This window comes from Streptococcus mitis (assembly GCF_002096755.1).
Lineage (GTDB): Bacteria > Bacillota > Bacilli > Lactobacillales > Streptococcaceae > Streptococcus > Streptococcus mitis_AC.
The window spans coordinates 194,035-211,489 of record NZ_NCVF01000025.1 but is presented as its reverse complement, the minus strand read 5'-3'; the positions used below and the strand labels follow the sequence as shown (position 1 = coordinate 211,489).

Sequence of the window (17,455 nt, the reverse complement as noted above, 5' to 3'; positions counted from 1 at the left end):
GAGCAAGTAGTAAAAAGTAATATTAGTGATTTTTGTTAAAAAGCGCGTGATATAAGGGTTAGGAAGCCCTAAGGAAACATAAAATAAGAAGTTTTTTATTATACTACAAATTCAGCCTTTTGGGTAATAGAATCTCACTTTTTTTGGTATAATGGTAAGCAATAATGGACTAGAAAGAACAAAGATGCAAGATAAAATTGTCATTCATGGGGCGCGTGCCCATAATTTAAAAAATATTGATGTGGAGATTCCGCGAGATAAGCTGGTTGTAGTGACTGGCTTGTCAGGTTCAGGGAAATCCAGTCTGGCCTTCGATACCCTCTATGCTGAGGGACAACGCCGCTATGTGGAGAGTTTGTCAGCCTACGCTCGTCAATTCTTGGGAAATATGGAGAAGCCTGATGTGGATGCTATTGATGGTCTCAGCCCAGCTATTTCCATCGACCAGAAAACGACTAGTAAAAATCCTCGCTCGACGGTGGGAACAACAACTGAAATCAATGACTATCTGCGTCTCCTCTACGCACGTGTGGGGACGCCTTACTGTATCAACGGACATGGAGCCATCCAGGCTTCTTCTGTGGAGCAAATCGTGGATAAGGTTTTGGAGTTGCCAGAACGCCAGCGCCTGCAAATCTTAGCCCCAGTTATCCGTAAGAAAAAAGGACAGCACAAGAGCGTTGTTGAAAAGATTCAGAAAGATGGGTATGTTCGTGTTCGTGTGGATGGGGAAGTCTATGATGTGACCGAAGTGCCAGAGTTGTCTAAGAGCAAGCAACACAATATTGATGTCGTGGTTGACCGTATTGTCATCAAGGAGGGCATCCGTAGCCGTCTCTTTGATTCCATTGAGGCTGCCCTTCGTATTGCAGAAGGTTATGTCATTATCGACACTATGGACGACTCTGAGTTGTTGTTCTCTGAGCATTATGCCTGTCCAGTTTGTGGCTTTACTGTTCCAGAGTTAGAGCCACGTCTCTTCTCATTCAATGCTCCTTTTGGTTCTTGTAGTGAGTGTGATGGCTTGGGCATCAAGCTGGAGGTGGATACTGATTTGGTGGTGCCAGATGCCAGCAAAACCTTACGTGAGGGAGCCTTGGCTCCTTGGAATCCTATCTCATCCAACTACTATCCAAACATGCTAGAGCAGGCTATGACAGCCTTTAGAGTGGATATGGATAAGCCTTTTGAGGACTTGTCAGAAGAGGATAAGAGCTTGATTCTCTATGGATCTGATGGTAAGGAATTCCATTTCCACTATGAAAATGAATTTGGTGGTGTGCGCGATATCGACATTCCTTTTGAGGGAGTTGTCACTAATATCAAGCGTCGCTATCATGAAACTAATAGTGATTACACACGCACTCAAATGCGCCTCTATATGAATGAATTGACCTGCGGAACTTGTCACGGTTACCGTCTCAATGACCAGGCCTTGTCTGTCCGTGTTGGTGGTGACCAAGGGCCGCATATCGGAGAAATTTCAGACCTGTCTATCGCAGACCACTTGGAGTTGGTGAGCCAGTTAACCTTGTCTGAAAATGAAGCCATCATTGCTCGTCCCATTCTCAAGGAAATCAAGGACCGTTTGACCTTCCTTAATAACGTGGGTCTTAACTATCTGACTCTGTCTCGTTCAGCAGGAACCCTTTCAGGTGGGGAAAGTCAGCGTATTCGTTTGGCAACCCAGATTGGTTCCAACCTATCAGGTGTCCTCTATATCTTGGATGAGCCGTCGATTGGTCTTCACCAGAGGGACAATGACCGCCTGATTGCCAGTCTGAAAAAGATGCGCGATTTGGGAAATACTCTCATCGTGGTAGAACACGACGAAGATACCATGCGTGAGGCGGATTACCTGATTGACGTTGGTCCCGGTGCCGGTGTTTTTGGTGGGGAGATTGTTGCTGCAGGAACTCCCAAACAGGTGGCTCGCAACAGTAAGTCTATCACAGGCCAGTACTTGTCGGGTAAACGTGCTATTCCAGTACCAGACGAGCGCCGTGTGGGAAATGGTCGCTTTATCGAAGTGACAGGTGCGCGTGAGAACAACCTGCAAAATATCACTGCTCGCTTCCCACTAGGGAAATTCATTGCGGTGACGGGAGTATCAGGTTCAGGGAAATCGACCTTAATCAACAGCATCCTCAAAAAAGCCATTGCTCAAAAACTCAACCGCAATTCAGACAAACCTGGTAAGTTTAAAACGATTACTGGGATTGAGCATGTAGATCGCTTGATTGATATTGACCAGAGCCCAATTGGACGAACGCCGAGATCCAACCCAGCTACCTATACAGGAGTTTTTGACGATATACGTGACCTCTTTGCTCAGACAAATGAAGCCAAGATTCGAGGCTACAAGAAGGGGCGTTTCAGTTTTAATGTCAAGGGAGGTCGCTGTGAAGCCTGCTCGGGTGACGGGATTATCAAGATTGAGATGCACTTCTTGCCGGATGTTTATGTGGCTTGTGAAGTCTGCCACGGGACTCGCTATAACAGTGAAACCCTAGAAGTCCACTACAAGGAAAAAAATATTTCGCAGGTCTTGGATATGACCGTCAACGATGCGGTGGAATTCTTCCAACACATTCCAAAAATTCAACGCAAACTTCAGACTATCAAGGATGTGGGGTTAGGCTATGTGACGCTAGGGCAACCAGCTACCACCCTTTCTGGGGGAGAAGCTCAGCGTATGAAGTTGGCTAGTGAACTCCATAAACGCTCGACAGGAAAATCTTTCTACATTCTGGATGAGCCGACGACAGGACTTCATACAGAGGATATCGCTCGCTTGCTTAAAGTTTTGGCTCGCTTTGTCGACGATGGCAACACAGTCCTTGTCATTGAGCACAATCTAGATGTTATTAAGACGGCAGACCATATCATTGACTTGGGATCTGAGGGCGGTGTCGGTGGTGGAACCATCATCGCAACAGGAACACCAGAAGAAGTAGCGGCCAATGAAGCCAGCTACACAGGACACTATTTGAAAGGAAAGTTACATCATGAATAAACGTGTACAAGCATTTCTTGCTAAAATGCAAGAAAAAGAACTAGATGGCATCATTATCAACAACCTTAAAAACGTCTACTACTTGACTGGTTTTTGGGGTTCAAATGGAACAGTCTTTATCAGTCGTGACCGTCAGGTTTTGGTAACAGACTCTCGCTATATCATTGCAGCCAAGCAAGAAACCAGTGGCTTTGAGATTGTGGCTGACCGTGATGAATTGGCTGTCATTGCAGGCATTGTTAAGGATATGGGCTTGTCTCGAATCGGTTTTGAGGATGAGATTTCAGTATCTTATTACCACCGTATGCAGGTAGCCTTTGAAGGAATTGACTTGCTTCCACAAACTCAGTTTGTTGAAGGTCTTCGAATGATTAAGGATGAGGCAGAGATTGCAGCGATTCGCAAGGCTTGTTCTATCTCAGACCAAGCTTTCCGCGATGCGCTTGACTTTATTAAGCCAGGAAAAACTGAAATTGAAATTGCCAACTTCCTTGACTTCCGTATGCGTGAGTTGGGAGCATCTGGCTTATCTTTTGACACTATTCTAGCTAGTGGTATCAACTCTTCCAAACCTCATGCTCATCCTATGCACAAACCAGTGGAACTAGGAGAAGCCGTTACTATGGACTTCGGTTGCCTTTATGACCACTATGTCAGTGATATGACCCGGACTATCTACTTGGGACACGTCAGTGATGAGCAGGCAGAGATTTACAATACGGTTCTCAAAGCCAACCAAGCCTTGATTGACCAAGCTAAGGCTGGCTTAGGTTTCCGTGACTTTGACAAAATTCCTCGTGATATTATCATTGAAGCAGGCTATGGCGACTACTTTACCCACGGTATCGGACACGGTATTGGGCTGGATATTCATGAAGAGCCTTACTTTAGCCAAACTTCTACAGAAACTATTAAGGCAGGTATGGCCTTGACCGATGAACCAGGTATCTACATCGAAGGCAAATATGGCGTTCGTATTGAGGATGATATCCTGATTACAGAGACAGGTTGTGAATTGTTGACCCTAGCTCCAAAAGAGTTGATAGTCATTTAGTTATTTGTCAAGAAAAAAGTACGAAAATGACGAAAAAAGTCAAAAAAATTTAAAAATAGGTCGCAAGTCGGATGTTTTTTATGGTATAATAGACTAAACTGATAGTAACATGTAGCGAAAGGGGTAGGTACATGATTAAAATTTATACAGTCTCAAGTTGTACTAGCTGTAAAAAAGCAAAAACCTGGCTCAATGCCCACCAGTTAAGTTATAAAGAACAAAACCTTGGTAAAGAAGGAATTACGAGAGAAGAATTACTGGATATTCTAACCAAAACAGATAACGGAATAGCCAGCATCGTTTCATCTAAAAATCGCTATGCCAAAGCCCTTGGAGTGGATATTGAAGATTTGAGTGTCAACGAAGTCCTCAATCTGATTATGGAAACACCGAGAATTTTAAAGAGCCCAATCCTTGTAGATGAAAAACGCCTGCAAGTTGGCTATAAGGAAGATGATATTCGTGCCTTCCTACCACGCTCTGTCCGTAATGTAGAAAATGCAGAAGCACGTTTGCGTGCAGCTCTATAAACATCAAGGCTGGGAGCAACTCCCAGTCTTATTTTAATTTCAAAAAGAAAGAAGAAAGAAATGAAAAAAATAGTTCTTGTTAGTCTGGCTTTCCTTTTTGTCCTGGTTGGTTGCGGACAGAAAAAAGAAACTGGACCAGCTACAAAAACAGAAAATGATACGCTTCAGTCGGCATTGCCAGTTATTGAAAATGCCGAGAAGAATACAGTTGTGACCAAGACTTTGGTCTTGCCAAAGTCAGATGATGGTAGCCAGCAAACCCAAACCATTACTTACAAAGACAAGACTTTTTTGAGCTTAAGCATTCAACAAAAGCGTCCAGTCTCTGATGAGTTGAAAACTTATATTGACCAACATGGAGTGGAAGAAACTCAAAAAGCTCTTCTCGAGGCAGAGGAGAAGGATGAGGCCATCATAGAAGCTCGTAAATTAGCAGGATTTAAGCTTGAAACTAAACTATTGAGTGCAACCGAACTTCAAACAACGACTAGTTTTGATTTTCAAGTTTTGGATGTCAAGAAGGCTTCTCAGTTAGAATATTTGAAGAACATTGGTTTAGAAAGTCTCTTGAAGAATGAACCAAGCAAATATATTTCAGACAGATTGGCAAATGGCGCGACAGAACAATAGAAAATCCAAATAAATAGACTACCTGAATTGTAGAACGTAAGGAATTATGCTATAATGGTACTATTCTAAGGAAAGAGGGTGTTAGAATGGGATTTACTGAAGAAACAGTACGTTTTAAATTGGACGATTCCAATAAAAAAGAAATTAGCGAAACTCTGACTGATGTTTATGCTTCGTTGAACGATAAGGGCTACAACCCAATCAACCAAATCGTAGGTTACGTATTGAGTGGAGACCCTGCCTACGTTCCTCGTTATAATAATGCACGAAATCAAATCCGTAAGTATGAGCGTGATGAAATCGTTGAGGAATTGGTCCGCTACTACCTTAAAGGACAAGGAGTCGATCTATAACCTATGAGAATTATGGGATTGGACGTCGGTTCAAAAACGGTAGGGGTGGCTATTAGCGATCCGCTTGGTTTTACAGCTCAAGGACTTGAAATCATCCAAATCAATGAGGAGCAAGGTCAATTTGGTTTTGACCGCGTTAAAGAGTTGGTTGATACTTACAAGGTGGAACGATTTGTAGTGGGCTTGCCTAAAAACATGAACAATACAAGTGGACCGCGTGTGGAAGCTAGTCAAGCCTACGGAGCAAAGTTAGAAGAGCTTTTTGATTTACCAGTAGACTATCAAGATGAACGCTTGACAACAGTCGCCGCAGAGCGCATGTTGATTGAGCAAGCAGATATTAGCCGTAACAAGCGCAAGAAAGTCATTGATAAGTTAGCAGCTCAGCTGATTTTACAAAATTATTTAGATAGAAAATTTTAATACAAAGGAGAGGCTATGTCACACGATCATAACCACGACCACGAAGAACGTGAATTAATTACACTAGTAGATGAGCAGGGAAATGAAACCTTGTTTGAAATCCTTTTGACCATTGATGGAAAAGAAGAATTTGGTAAAAACTATGTTCTTCTAGTACCAGTTAACGCAGAAGAAGACGAAGACGGACAAGTTGAAATCCAAGCTTACTCATTCATCGAAAACGAAGATGGAACAGAAGGCGAATTGCAACCAATCCCAGAAGACTCAGAAGACGAATGGAACATGATTGAAGAAGTCTTCAACAGCTTTATGGAGGAGTAAAAATGTTCAGTGAACATTTTTACCCCAGTTCCTTTAAATAAGAGAGAACTGGTAAGTCCGGGGGATGTTTTTAGCCTGACGCTAAAAATAAAAACCGTCAGTAAGTCTGGGAGACTGTATCAGCCCAACTCCTAGAAATTAGAAGAGTTGAAATATTTGGGGAGAATTTTACCCCACGTTAATATCCATAGTTGCTAGTGATTAGCTAACCAGGTAAGAGGTCGGGACGAAAATCCTGACCTCATTTTTGTTATCTACGGAATTTTGCTAGATAATTGATTAGACTTTTGTCAAGGAGATGTATATGTTTGAAGTAGAAGAATGGCTCCATAGTCGGATTGGTTTGAATTTTCGATCAGGTTTAGGCCGAATGCAGCAAGCGGTGGATTTGTTAGGGAATCCCGAGAAGTCTTATCCTATTATCCATGTAACCGGGACTAATGGGAAAGGTTCTACCATTGCTTTCATGAGGGAGTTATTTATGGGGCATGGCAAAAAAGTTGCGACCTTTACCTCCCCTCATATCATCTCCATCAATGACCGAATCTGCATTAATGGACAATCTATAGCAGACGCTGATTTTATCCGTTTAGCTGAGCAGATCAAGGAGATGGAAAAAACACTTCTGCAAACCCATGATCAGTTGTCCTTTTTTGAATTGCTGACCTTGATTGCTTTTCTCTATTTTAGGGAGCAAGAGGTGGATTTGGTTTTATTAGAAGTGGGAATTGGCGGCTTACTTGACACGACCAATGTGGTAACTGGAGAGATTGCTGTCATCACCTCCATCGGACTTGACCATCAGGAGACTCTGGGTGACAGTATAGCAGCAATTGCAGAGCAGAAAGCTGGTATTTTTAAGGCTGGTAAAAAGGCAGTGATTGCTAAGTTGCCTTCAGAAGCTAGGCTTGTTTGTCAGAAAAAAGCAGACTCTTTAGCTGTTGACCTTTATCAGGCAGGCCAAGATTTTTCAATGCTGAATGGGGATTTTTCAAGCTCTTTGGCTAACCTTTCACAGTTGAAAATAGATTTAGAAGGAGCTTATCAGCAGGAAAATGCGGCCTTGGCGTTGCAAACGTTTCTTCTTTTTATGATGGAAGGAAAGGAAGTTGTTGATGAGCAGGTTGTAAGACAGGCTTTGGAGAAGACCCATTGGGCTGGTCGCTTGGAGCGTATTCGTCCTCAAATTTACTTGGACGGTGCTCATAACCTCCCTGCCTTGACTCGCTTGGTTGAATTTATTAAAGAAAAAGAGCAGGAAGGATATCGTCCTCAAATCCTATTTGGAGCCTTGAAACGGAAGGATTATCAAGGGATGTTGGCTTATCTGACTGAAAAATTGCCTCAGGTGGAACTCAAGGTGACCGGCTTTGACTATCAAGGTTCTTTGGATGAAACAGATGTAACAGGTTACGATATAGTTCCTTCTTACCGAGAATTTATTAGCAATTTTGAAGCAAGAGCAGATGCCCAGGATTTGTTGTTCGTTACAGGGTCTCTCTATTTTATCTCAGAAGTACGGGGCTATCTACTGGGGCATGAGCAGATGAATTGACCTCCTTTTTTGAACTTGTTATACTAGGGAAACTACTAGTTAGAAGGAAAAAATTCTGTAAATTGGTAGCAGAAAGGAAATTCATCATGAAATTAAAAAGATTCACACTTTCTCTTGCTTCTCTAGCAAGTCTTAGTCTCTTAGTAGCTTGTTCACAAAGAGTTCAACAAGTTCAACAACCAGCAACTCACTCGCAAACACAACAAACACAACAAACTCAGCAATCACAACCTGCTGCTTCATCTTCGGCAGAAAATTCAAACCAGACAGCAACAAGTTCTTCACAAAATGCGCCTGAGGCTCAACCAACCAATATTGATGGAACTTATACCGGTCAGGACGAAGGAGACCGTATCACTTTAGTGGTAACTGGAACAACTGGTACATGGACACAGGTGGAAACTGATGGGGAACAAGAAATCAAGCAGGTTAGCTTTGATGCCGCTAATCAACGCATGATTATTGGGGATGATGTCAAGATTTATGCAATCAATGGAAATCAGATGATTATCGACGATATGGATAGAGAAGCGTCTGATCGCATTGTTTTATCTAAGTAAAGCTTATTTATCAAAATTTCGATAAGATGAAAGATATTTGATGTATTACTCGATAAAAGTTAGATAAATCATACACATAAAGGAATGGGTCATATACGAGATCCATTCCTTTTCTTTAAATATAAGTTCCACTTTTAGGAGTGGTACACTTTTTGAGTAGTTCTTTTTTTAAAAATTTGTTATGCTAGATTTATGAAGAGAATCAAAATCGACGTGGTAGTACTCCCTTTAAGTGGACATCTCTTCCCAACCCTGAATTTACTCGCACCTTTGTTGAAGGATCCTTTGTATGATATTCGATTATTCACAGGACCGCAACGAAAAGCTGTCGCAGAGGAGATGGGATACCAGGTGTTTCCCATTTTAGAAAATTCTGTAGATGAGTTTGAGCGTGTAGCTAACAATGAAGGGCAGCTAAATCTTATTTCTGCTTATCGGCAGTTGTCAGCTAGTCTTGATTTGATCGATGTGGTGTCTTACCAACTAGTGCAAGAGTGGCAGAAAAATCGACCAGATATTGTTATTGCGGATTTTATAACCCTCTCTGGAGGACTTGTAGCGGAACAGTTGGGAATTCCTTGGATAACAACCATGGCGACACAGTTTGCTATTGAAACGACAGATGGACCGCCTTGTTTCTTTGGAGGAATGGGCAGTCCAAAGAATCCTTTCCAATCTACTCAGCAATGGTTAGGAAGAAAAGTGACTCGTTTAGGGAAACGAATCGTAACCTTTTTATTGAGAGAACGCTTGAAGCGTTATGATTTTAAACTCTACAATCAAAAAAATCAAGAAACTATTTATTCGCCCTATTCCATCTTGGGAATTGGAATGAAAGAGTTGGAGCTGAAAAGTGGTTTTCCAGAGCACTACCTTTGGGTGGGGCCTTTTGGGTCTTCGATTGAGAGGGCAGAGAATTATCCCCTCGATTTGTCTCCCTATGCAGGTTATAAAAAAGTCCTCGTATCCTGTGGGACTCAGCTAACATGGGCCAAAGACAACCTCCTCTACCAGACACAACAATTAGCCAAAGCCCATCCGGACTGTCACTTCTTTGTAACTCTGGGGTTCGGTGGACAAGGCTTCCAATGTGAGGAGCTCATGGACAATGTTTCTGTGGTATCCTATCTTCCCTATAAGGAATATATCCCTCAGATGGACTATGTGATTCATCATGGTGGTGCGGGTATTTTTTACCAATGTATTATCTATGGCAAGCCTGCCTTAATTCTCCCTCATGACTATGATCAGTATGACTATGCGGTTCGTGGATTAGAGGCAGGGATTGCCTTGACTGCTAAACGAGAGGATACGGAAGTGATTGGACGCGCTTTTGATGAACTATTGGCTAGAGATGACTGGTCAGACTTGAACAAACTCAGTCGTGTAGCTCAAGACTATCAGCCAACAGAAATCCTCAAGAATGAAATATATCGACTCTTGGGGGACAAGGAGAAATAAAACATGAAGAAAGTATTGGTAACAGGTGCTACGGGCTTTTTAGGTAAGTATGTTGTTGAAGAGCTCAGTCAGCATGGCTATCAGGTACGAGCTTTTGGACGTAATCGCAAGGTTGGTCAGTCTTTAGAGAACTCCTCTGTGGCATTTATCCAGGGAGATTTGACCAAGCAAGAAGACCTGACTCAGGCTTGTCAGAGTATGGACATGGTTGTGCATGCTGGAGCTCTTTCTACCGTCTGGGGACCTTGGGAAGATTTCTACCAGACAAATGTCTTAGGGACCAAGTATGTTTTGGATGCTTGTCGAGAGGCTGGTATTCAGCGTTTGGTTTATGTGTCCTCGCCTAGCATCTATGCTGCTCCTAGAGATCAGATAGCTATCAAAGAAAGCGCTGCGCCTCAGGAAAATAATCTGAACAACTACATTCGTAGTAAAATAGCTTCGGAGAAGCTGTTTAAGGATTATCCTGATGTTCCGAGTATGATCTTACGACCTCGTGGGCTTTTTGGGATTGGGGATACCAGTATTTTGCCTCGGGTTCTTAAACTCAGTCAGAAGATTGGTATTCCCTTGATAGGGGATGGCCGTCAGCTGATGGACATGACCTGTGTGGAAAATGTCGCTCTAGCCATTCGCTTGGCTCTAGAGGCTCCTCAAGCTAGTGGCGAAGTCTATAATATTACCAATGGGGAACCAAGAGCCTTTAAGGATCTGATAGAAGAAACCTTGAGAGGGCTTGGCTATCCGATAACATACAGAAAAGTGCCGGTTCCTCTTCTTTCAGTTATTGCAAGTAGTTTAGAGTTTCTGTATAAGATTTTGAAACTCAAAGGTGAGCCGGTTCTAACACGCTATACCTATTACTTGCTGAGGTATAGCCAGACGCTGGACATCAGCAAGGCGGAGCGAGACTTGGGCTATCGTCCTCAAATCAGTATTTCGGAAGGGATTGAACAATATGTCAAAGATTATAGAAAGCATTGATTATTTCCCAGCAGGATATTGCACGAGTTATACAGGTTTGCTATTTAAGGGAATCAAGAATAAAAAGATGACCTTTCCAGCCGGGGTTTTTCTTATCAAACATAGGGAGAAGGGATATCTCCTCTATGATACGGGCTACCATTACGATATTAGGACTCAGATTCGTTATGGTTTCTATCGTTTGGGAACACCTGTTCAAATGACGGAGAAGGACCAGATTTCATATTTGCTGAAAGCTAAGGGAATTAAACCGGAAGAAATTAATTATATCATCCTATCCCACCTGCATCCAGATCATTTGGGAGGGGCTAGCTTCTTCCCTCATGCAACTTTTATCTTGACTCAGGAAGTGTATGATGTTTACAAGAAACCGACACTGAAAGACTTGATTTTCAAGGAGTTTTTGCCAGCTTCTTTTGAAAAAAATCTAATCATTATCAGAGCTGACCAGCAAGATTCAACCTTTCCCTATCGTCCGACTAGTGACCTTTTTGGAGATGGAAGTATCCTAGTAGCTTCTGTTGATGGGCATGCAAGGGGGCAAGCTTGTCTGTACCTTCCAGACTTTAATCTCCTTATCGCAGCAGACCTCTGTTGGGGAATTGACCTTTTGCCTTACACCAAGCAGATGCTCCTGATTCCTTCCTTGGTTCAGGACAATAAGGCAGACTATATCAAGGGGACAGAGTTTTTGGAGGAAGTCTTGAGAGATGGTATTGAAGTAGTTGTTAGCCATGACCCTGTAGAAAGGATAGAACGTATCATATATGAAAAAAGGAACCTTTCTTAAAACCTTTATCCAAACTCGCTGGCTTCATAACTTCAAATCTCGAGAAGCTGTAGAGAACTATCAGAAAAAGCAATTAGCTAACTATATGAACTTTTTAAAGCGAGAGTCGCCCTACTTTAAAAATGGGGTTCCTAGTGACTTTGACCATATGGACAAGGCTTTTATGATGGAGCGTTTCAACGAGCTTAACACCCAAGGGGTAGATCGGGATGAAGCCTTGGCCTTGGCTATTGAAAGTGAAAAGACTCGTGATTTCACTAAACTCAAAGGCGATGTGGCAGTCGGACTGTCTTCAGGGACATCTGGACATCGGGGGCTTTTTATCACAACGGAGAAAGAGCGAAGTATGTGGGCAGCAGCTATCTTAGCTAAGATGTTACCCAAGGGCCAGCTGTTTGGACACCGAATCGCCTTTTTCCTGAGAGCTGATAATGAACTCTATCAGACCATCAATACGGCACTTATTCGTTTGGAGTATTTTGATATTTTTAAACATACAGATGACCATATCGAGCGACTGAATAACTACCAGCCGACGATTGTTGTGGCACCAGCCTCTATGTTGATTGAATTGAGTAAGCGTCTCAAGGCTGGGGAGTTAGCTATTCATCCACAAAAAATAGTTTCTGTGGCAGAAATCTTGGAAGATAGTGATAGGGAACGCATCGCAAAAGCCTTTTCTCTATCCATTATTGACCAGGTTTATCAGGCGACCGAAGGCTTCCTAGCTTGCACTTGCTCGGTTGGCAATCTGCATCTCAACGAAGATATTATCTTTGTGGAAAAGCAGTATCTGGATGAACGCCGTTTTTATCCAGTGATTACGGACTTTAAACGAAGTAGTCAGCCTGTTTATTGCTACCAGCTCAATGATATCTTGGTTGAGAATCCGAAGCCTTGTCCGTGTGGCTCCTGCTATACACGAATTGACAAGGTCGAAGGACGCTCTGACGACATCTTCTATTTCGATGGACTGGATGGGGGACAGGTGACCATCTATCCAGACTTTATCAGACGTTGCATCCTCTTTGTGGAGAATATAGGAGATTACCACGTCAAACAACACTCCGAGAAACTAGTGGAAGTTGGTCTAAGCCGGCGAGATGAGGATGTGGAGACAGCTATTCGACAACAGTTCCAACTCTTGGCCCAGCAAAGGCAGTTTATAGTTCCTGAAATCCAATTTTCAGATTATCACTGGAATACAAGTCGTAAACTCAAACGTATCCAACGTTTATGAAAGGAAAACAGATAATGACAGAAGTAAAAAGACATATAGAAATCGTAGGTTACGGTGTCTGCCTTCCAAAGAATACTGTCCAATTCAAAGATCAAACACGTTACCGTGTAGTAGAAAATGAAGAAACACAACTAGATTTAGCAGAAGTGGCTATTCAGAGTGCACTTGAAAAAGCAAATTTAAAAATCGAGGATATTGATTGTCTGGTTTCGGCTAGTGCTGTTGGAGTCCAGCCTATTCCCTGTACAGCAGCATTGATTCATGAGCGTGTAGCTAAGGGATTCTCAATTCCAGCTATGGATATCAATACAACCTGTACCAGCTTTATTTCTGCTCTATCGACTATATCCCACTTGATCGAGGCGGGCGAATACAAACGTGTCTTGATTGTATCCAGTGAGGTTGGAAGTTTAGGGCTTAATCCCAAGCAAAAAGAAAGTTTTGAACTCTTTAGTGATGGGGCAGTAGCCTTTATTTTCCAAAAAAGCCATCAGGAAAAAGGGATCATTGCTAGTCTCCAACGTACTTGGTCAGAAGGAGCTCACGATACGGAAATTCGTGGAGGTCTGACCTCTTTTCAACCAAAAGAGTACTCTGAAGCGACTAAGACCAACTATATGTTTGACATGAAGGGTAAGAAAATTCTCCTCTTGTCTGCTCGTAAAATTCCAATCATGTTTGAAGAGTTTCAAGAAAAAACGCAGCTAGCATTGTCAGATGTGGACTATATCATTCCCCATCAAGCAAGTCGTGCTCTTCCTTTGGTTATGGAAAAACTAGGTGTTACGGAGGAAAAATATCTCAATCTCGTCACTGACTATGGAAATATGGTGTCAGTCTCTGTACCGTTTGGCTTGGCTTATTCATTAGATAAAGGGCTGGTCAAGGAGGGAGATGTCATCTATCTTATGGGAACTGCAGCCGGTATGACGGTCAATATGTTGGCTCTCAAACTGTAATACGCATATGAAAGCATAATGGTTGAAACTTTAGCAAGAGTAAATTGTTGCCATCTAGCTGTTAACTGATGTATACTAGTGGAAGCAACTATTAAGTAGGTGGTTAGGGGGAAGGTTAAAAGAAAGGGGATGTATGAAATATAGAAAATTTCAATTATTAATGTCCAAGTATGGCTTTAGTCTTTCGATTATGCTGCTTGAACTGTGTCTTGTTTTTGGTCTCTTTCTCTATTTAGGGCGCATGGCCCCTATTCTATGGGTAATTGTCTTAATTTTTATGAGTATGGCGACTATTGTCGCAATTGTCAATCGCTCAATGGCGCCTGAAAGCAAAGTAATGTGGTTAGTGGTAACTTTTGTTCCTGTCATCGGCCCCTTGCTCTATCTGATGTTTGGTGAAAGGCGATTGTCCAAAAAAGAAATCAAGCAGTTGGATAGACTTGGTTCTATGCATTTTCGGGAGGATAACAGTAAAGCTCTCCGCCAGAAATTGAAGGAAGATGATAAGGCGGCTTACGGAGTTATTAAATCTTTGTTGAGTATGGATAGCAATGCCGATGTATATGATCGAACGGACTCACTATTCTTTCCTTCAGGTGAAAGCATGTGGCAACATATGCTGGAAGATCTCAAGAAAGCTGAGAAATTTATCTTTCTAGAGTATTATATTGTCGAAGAAGGTCTGATGTGGAATAGCATACTAGATATACTAGAGCAAAAGGCAGCTCAGGGTGTAGAGATCAAGATGCTCTATGATGATATCGGCTGTATGGCGACTTTACCCGGAGACTACACTATTCAGCTTCGTAGTCGAGGAATTGAAGCCCATAAGTTTAACAAGGTGATTCCTCGTTTGACGGTGGCTTACAACAATCGGGACCATCGTAAAATCCTTGTCATAGATGGTCAGGTAGCCTATACAGGAGGCATTAACTTAGCCGATGAGTACATCAATCATGTAGAACGTTTTGGCTACTGGAAGGATAGTGGGATTCGCATAGATGGCCCTGGTGTCAAGGCTCTAACCCGTCTCTTTTTGATGACTTGGTACATCAATCGTGGGGAAATCAGTGATTTTGATCAGTATCACTTGGAAAATCAACCTCGTTCTGGCCAAGGGCTCTGCATTCCTTACGGTAGTGGACCCAAGCCCATCTTCCGTACTCAGGTAGGGAAAAAAGTTTATCAAAGTTTGATTAATCAGGCTACTGATTCAGTCTATATCACAACGCCCTATTTGATTATTGACTATGATTTAACAGAGAGTATTAAAAATGCAGCCATGAGGGGTGTTGATGTCCGTATCGTGACACCTTTCATTCCGGATAAAAAATTAATTCAACTCATCACAAGAGGGGCCTATCCAGATCTTTTATCAGCAGGAGTCAGGATTTTTGAGTATAGTCCTGGCTTTATCCACAGTAAACAAATCATAGTGGATAAGGACTTTGCTGCAGTTGGAACCATTAATTTAGATTATAGAAGTTTGCTTCATCACTATGAAGATGCAGTTTTGCTATATAAAACGGCATCAATCACAGAGATTCAAAAAGATTTTGAGGAGATTTTTTCAGTATCGCAAGAAATTTTCCCTCATACGATAAAAAATAGCTGGTATCAAAAATTGATTAAGGAAATTGCCCAGTTATTTGCCCCAATCTTATAAGAAATCTAGGACTTAGGATACAACCCAGTCCTATTTTTCTTGCCTTTTACGAATAAGAAGATATAGGAGGAACGATGCTGACTCAGAAAGAATTGGATTATATCATGTCATTTAAACAGACGCATTTACACCGATTTCGGGAAATTGAAACCTTTGTGAAACTATGCAAAAAATCACTCAAACAGCCATCGCAAGCTGACAATTTTAGGTCTTTTTGATATACTAAGACAGATAAATTGAATAGGAGAAACGACATGGCTGTATATGGCAGAATCGAAGAAGTATCCGAAACGATACAGAGTAATGAAATTGAAAATAGACTGGATAGGAACCTTGAATCTCATGTAGAAAAAGAAGAACAGGTAGCTTTTCCATTTTTCAGACTCATCATTGGAAGTACGATTGCAACGGTTTTTTCTGTGGTGCTACCTTTACTTTTAGATATGGTAAGTCCCTCTCAGGCGCAGGATTTGTATATAGGGTGGGCTTTACATCAGGGAGGACAGCTCTACAGTAGCTATTATGCTAGTCACGGTCTTCTTTATTACTTGCCACTTTATATTACCCAAGGAGGCATTCTTTTTGCCTTGGTAGAATGGCTAGCTCTCTTAGGAGGAGGTTACTTCCTCTTTTCTTCAACTGACTATCTGACGGGACAAAGGGAACAAGCCAAGCAACTCCTAACCATATTTTATATTTTGGTATCCGGTCTCGGTTTTGGAGGAGGCTATGCTACGATCTTAGCTCTGCCATTCCTGTTTGCAGGATTTTCGTTCATAGCAGCTTATCTATCAAATCCTAACCATGACAAGGGATTTCTACGTCTGGGGATTTTCTTGGCCCTATCATTTTTTATAGAGCCTCTTACAAGTCTTCTCTTTATTGCAGTAGTAACGATCGGTTTATTTGTCTTTAATGTTGGGCATGGTCGACTTGCTCATGGAGTTTATCAGTTTTTTGCAGCGGCACTTGGTTTTTCTCTCATCTTTTATCCAGTAGGCTACTATGTGCTTACTTCAGGTAGTTTTGGAGGAGCTATGGGAAGTCTTTTATATCCGATTGATTCCCTTCAGGTCTTTACGAATCCTCAACTAATGGATAATGTTGTATTCTATGGTTTGTTGACCTTTGGTTTAGGAGCTCTCTTCCTTGTTTTTCTAGGATTGTTCCAATCAAAGGCATCAAGATTGTATGTTATTTCAGTGCCAGCTAGTTTTGCTTTCTTATTTGTATTAGCTTTGTTGCTTTTTTCTCAAGAATCTCTTCACGGTTCGCGTTTGATTCTAATCATTCCATTTTTACTCCTTCTTTTGATGACCAGTATTCGTGGGAAACATTCAGCTAGGGGAGCTCGCCGTAGTAGAAGAGAAGAAGTTCCTACTTTATGGAAAAAATTCATGAAAGGGAATCTCTACTTACCGATCCTAGTGGTGGTTTATCTGATTGCAATTCCTTTTGTAGCTCGTTTTGTCTTGCATCCAGCTTCTTATAGAGAACAACATCAAGTGGTAGATAGAGTCAAACAAGAGACGAGTGATGGTGACCAAATCTATATTTGGGATTCACATGTTCAGATGTATAAAGAAAGCCAGCGTTTGTCTGGATCCATGTTCCCATCACCTCTTCTTTACACGAGTACAGAAGAGAATAAAACTAGTTTAATCAATGACTTGAAAGAAAACAAACCTAAGGTGATTGTGGTGAATGATAAGGTAGCAGTCTGGTCTGAAGTGGAAACAATTTTGAAAGAAAATTACCAACAAGTAAAGACTGATTACTCAGAGTTTAAAATCTATAAAATTAAATAACCGAATCAATATCTTGTGGATTTTTAAAAATTTTAGGATTTTTAACACAAGATATTGATTTTTCTTTTTAGAGTGGTATAATACTTTTTAGATATCACATTTTAG

The 17,455-nt window shown here is 41.7% G+C and carries 16 protein-coding genes; all 16 read left to right on the top strand.

Annotated elements, in window-relative coordinates:
• Nucleotides 1-184 precede the first annotated feature (184 nt).
• The 16 genes from uvrA to B7700_RS08295 all read left to right on the top strand — a co-directional run bounded on the left by uvrA (nt 185) and on the right by B7700_RS08295 (nt 17,350).
• Entirely contained in the window at nt 185-3,016 is a 2,832-nt protein-coding gene (gene uvrA / locus B7700_RS08380; protein ID WP_084888293.1) for an excinuclease ABC subunit UvrA, read from the top strand.
• Entirely contained in the window at nt 3,009-4,070 is a 1,062-nt protein-coding gene (locus tag B7700_RS08375) for a M24 family metallopeptidase (protein ID WP_049543967.1), read from the top strand. The genes uvrA and B7700_RS08375 overlap by 8 nt, the downstream gene beginning before the upstream one ends.
• A 131-nt stretch (nt 4,071-4,201) precedes the next feature.
• The gene (spx, locus tag B7700_RS08365; protein ID WP_000591165.1) at nt 4,202-4,600 is read left to right on the top strand and encodes a transcriptional regulator Spx; all 399 of its coding nucleotides are present in this window, start codon (nt 4,202-4,204) and stop codon (nt 4,598-4,600) included.
• A gap of 60 nt (nt 4,601-4,660) precedes the next feature.
• Nucleotides 4,661-5,230 carry an SP0191 family lipoprotein gene (locus B7700_RS08360; protein ID WP_084888291.1) on the top strand — a complete coding sequence of 190 codons (570 nt, stop codon included), beginning with the start codon at nt 4,661-4,663 and terminating at the stop codon, nt 5,228-5,230.
• A gap of 86 nt (nt 5,231-5,316) precedes the next feature.
• Entirely contained in the window at nt 5,317-5,583 is a 267-nt protein-coding gene (locus B7700_RS08355) for an IreB family regulatory phosphoprotein (protein WP_000507059.1), read from the top strand.
• Between the two features lie 3 nt (nt 5,584-5,586).
• Nucleotides 5,587-6,006, top strand: a complete 420-nt coding sequence (gene ruvX, locus B7700_RS08350) for a Holliday junction resolvase RuvX (protein ID WP_033628869.1) — start codon at nt 5,587-5,589, stop codon at nt 6,004-6,006.
• A 15-nt stretch (nt 6,007-6,021) separates the two neighbouring features.
• Nucleotides 6,022-6,327 (top strand): DUF1292 domain-containing protein, encoded by a 306-nt coding sequence (locus B7700_RS08345; RefSeq protein ID WP_000017620.1) that lies wholly within the window; start codon nt 6,022-6,024, stop codon nt 6,325-6,327.
• 304 nt (nt 6,328-6,631) lie between these two features.
• On the top strand, nt 6,632-7,882 hold the full coding sequence (locus B7700_RS08340) for a folylpolyglutamate synthase/dihydrofolate synthase family protein (protein WP_084888289.1): 1,251 nt from the start codon (nt 6,632-6,634) through the stop codon (nt 7,880-7,882).
• Between the two features lie 86 nt (nt 7,883-7,968).
• The gene (locus tag B7700_RS08335; RefSeq protein ID WP_084888287.1) at nt 7,969-8,442 is read left to right on the top strand and encodes an SP_0198 family lipoprotein; all 474 of its coding nucleotides are present in this window, start codon (nt 7,969-7,971) and stop codon (nt 8,440-8,442) included.
• Nucleotides 8,443-8,634: 192 nt separating this feature from the next.
• The gene (locus tag B7700_RS08330) at nt 8,635-9,903 is read left to right on the top strand and encodes a glycosyltransferase (protein WP_084888285.1); all 1,269 of its coding nucleotides are present in this window, start codon (nt 8,635-8,637) and stop codon (nt 9,901-9,903) included.
• A 3-nt stretch (nt 9,904-9,906) separates the two neighbouring features.
• Complete coding sequence (locus B7700_RS08325) at nt 9,907-10,887, top strand: NAD-dependent epimerase/dehydratase family protein (protein ID WP_084888284.1); 981 nt, start codon at nt 9,907-9,909, stop codon at nt 10,885-10,887.
• Nucleotides 10,862-11,677, top strand: coding sequence for an MBL fold metallo-hydrolase (locus tag B7700_RS08320; RefSeq protein ID WP_084888283.1), 816 nt, complete (start codon nt 10,862-10,864; stop codon nt 11,675-11,677). The genes B7700_RS08325 and B7700_RS08320 overlap by 26 nt, the downstream gene beginning before the upstream one ends.
• Entirely contained in the window at nt 11,655-12,917 is a 1,263-nt protein-coding gene (locus B7700_RS08315; RefSeq protein WP_084888282.1) for a F390 synthetase-related protein, read from the top strand. The genes B7700_RS08320 and B7700_RS08315 overlap by 23 nt, the downstream gene beginning before the upstream one ends.
• Nucleotides 12,918-12,931: 14 nt before the next feature.
• The gene (locus B7700_RS08310; protein WP_084888281.1) at nt 12,932-13,876 is read left to right on the top strand and encodes a 3-oxoacyl-[acyl-carrier-protein] synthase III C-terminal domain-containing protein; all 945 of its coding nucleotides are present in this window, start codon (nt 12,932-12,934) and stop codon (nt 13,874-13,876) included.
• Nucleotides 13,877-14,009: 133 nt separating this feature from the next.
• The gene (cls, locus tag B7700_RS08305) at nt 14,010-15,542 is read left to right on the top strand and encodes a cardiolipin synthase (RefSeq protein ID WP_084888280.1); all 1,533 of its coding nucleotides are present in this window, start codon (nt 14,010-14,012) and stop codon (nt 15,540-15,542) included.
• Between the two features lie 254 nt (nt 15,543-15,796).
• On the top strand, nt 15,797-17,350 hold the full coding sequence (locus B7700_RS08295; protein WP_084888279.1) for a damage-inducible protein CinA: 1,554 nt from the start codon (nt 15,797-15,799) through the stop codon (nt 17,348-17,350).
• Nucleotides 17,351-17,455 lie beyond the last annotated feature (105 nt).

Coding starts and splice junctions, on each gene's coding strand:
- uvrA (WP_084888293.1), top strand. CDS start 185: ATGCAAGATAAAATTGTCATTCATGGGGCGCGTGCCCATAATTTAAAA.
- B7700_RS08355 (WP_000507059.1), top strand. CDS start 5,317: ATGGGATTTACTGAAGAAACAGTACGTTTTAAATTGGACGATTCCAAT.
- spx (WP_000591165.1), top strand. CDS start 4,202: ATGATTAAAATTTATACAGTCTCAAGTTGTACTAGCTGTAAAAAAGCA.
- B7700_RS08360 (WP_084888291.1), top strand. CDS start 4,661: ATGAAAAAAATAGTTCTTGTTAGTCTGGCTTTCCTTTTTGTCCTGGTT.
- B7700_RS08345 (WP_000017620.1), top strand. CDS start 6,022: ATGTCACACGATCATAACCACGACCACGAAGAACGTGAATTAATTACA.
- cls (WP_084888280.1), top strand. CDS start 14,010: ATGAAATATAGAAAATTTCAATTATTAATGTCCAAGTATGGCTTTAGT.
- ruvX (WP_033628869.1), top strand. CDS start 5,587: ATGAGAATTATGGGATTGGACGTCGGTTCAAAAACGGTAGGGGTGGCT.
- B7700_RS08330 (WP_084888285.1), top strand. CDS start 8,635: ATGAAGAGAATCAAAATCGACGTGGTAGTACTCCCTTTAAGTGGACAT.
- B7700_RS08295 (WP_084888279.1), top strand. CDS start 15,797: ATGGCTGTATATGGCAGAATCGAAGAAGTATCCGAAACGATACAGAGT.
- B7700_RS08320 (WP_084888283.1), top strand. CDS start 10,862: ATGTCAAAGATTATAGAAAGCATTGATTATTTCCCAGCAGGATATTGC.
- B7700_RS08375 (WP_049543967.1), top strand. CDS start 3,009: ATGAATAAACGTGTACAAGCATTTCTTGCTAAAATGCAAGAAAAAGAA.
- B7700_RS08310 (WP_084888281.1), top strand. CDS start 12,932: ATGACAGAAGTAAAAAGACATATAGAAATCGTAGGTTACGGTGTCTGC.
- B7700_RS08315 (WP_084888282.1), top strand. CDS start 11,655: ATGAAAAAAGGAACCTTTCTTAAAACCTTTATCCAAACTCGCTGGCTT.
- B7700_RS08325 (WP_084888284.1), top strand. CDS start 9,907: ATGAAGAAAGTATTGGTAACAGGTGCTACGGGCTTTTTAGGTAAGTAT.
- B7700_RS08340 (WP_084888289.1), top strand. CDS start 6,632: ATGTTTGAAGTAGAAGAATGGCTCCATAGTCGGATTGGTTTGAATTTT.
- B7700_RS08335 (WP_084888287.1), top strand. CDS start 7,969: ATGAAATTAAAAAGATTCACACTTTCTCTTGCTTCTCTAGCAAGTCTT.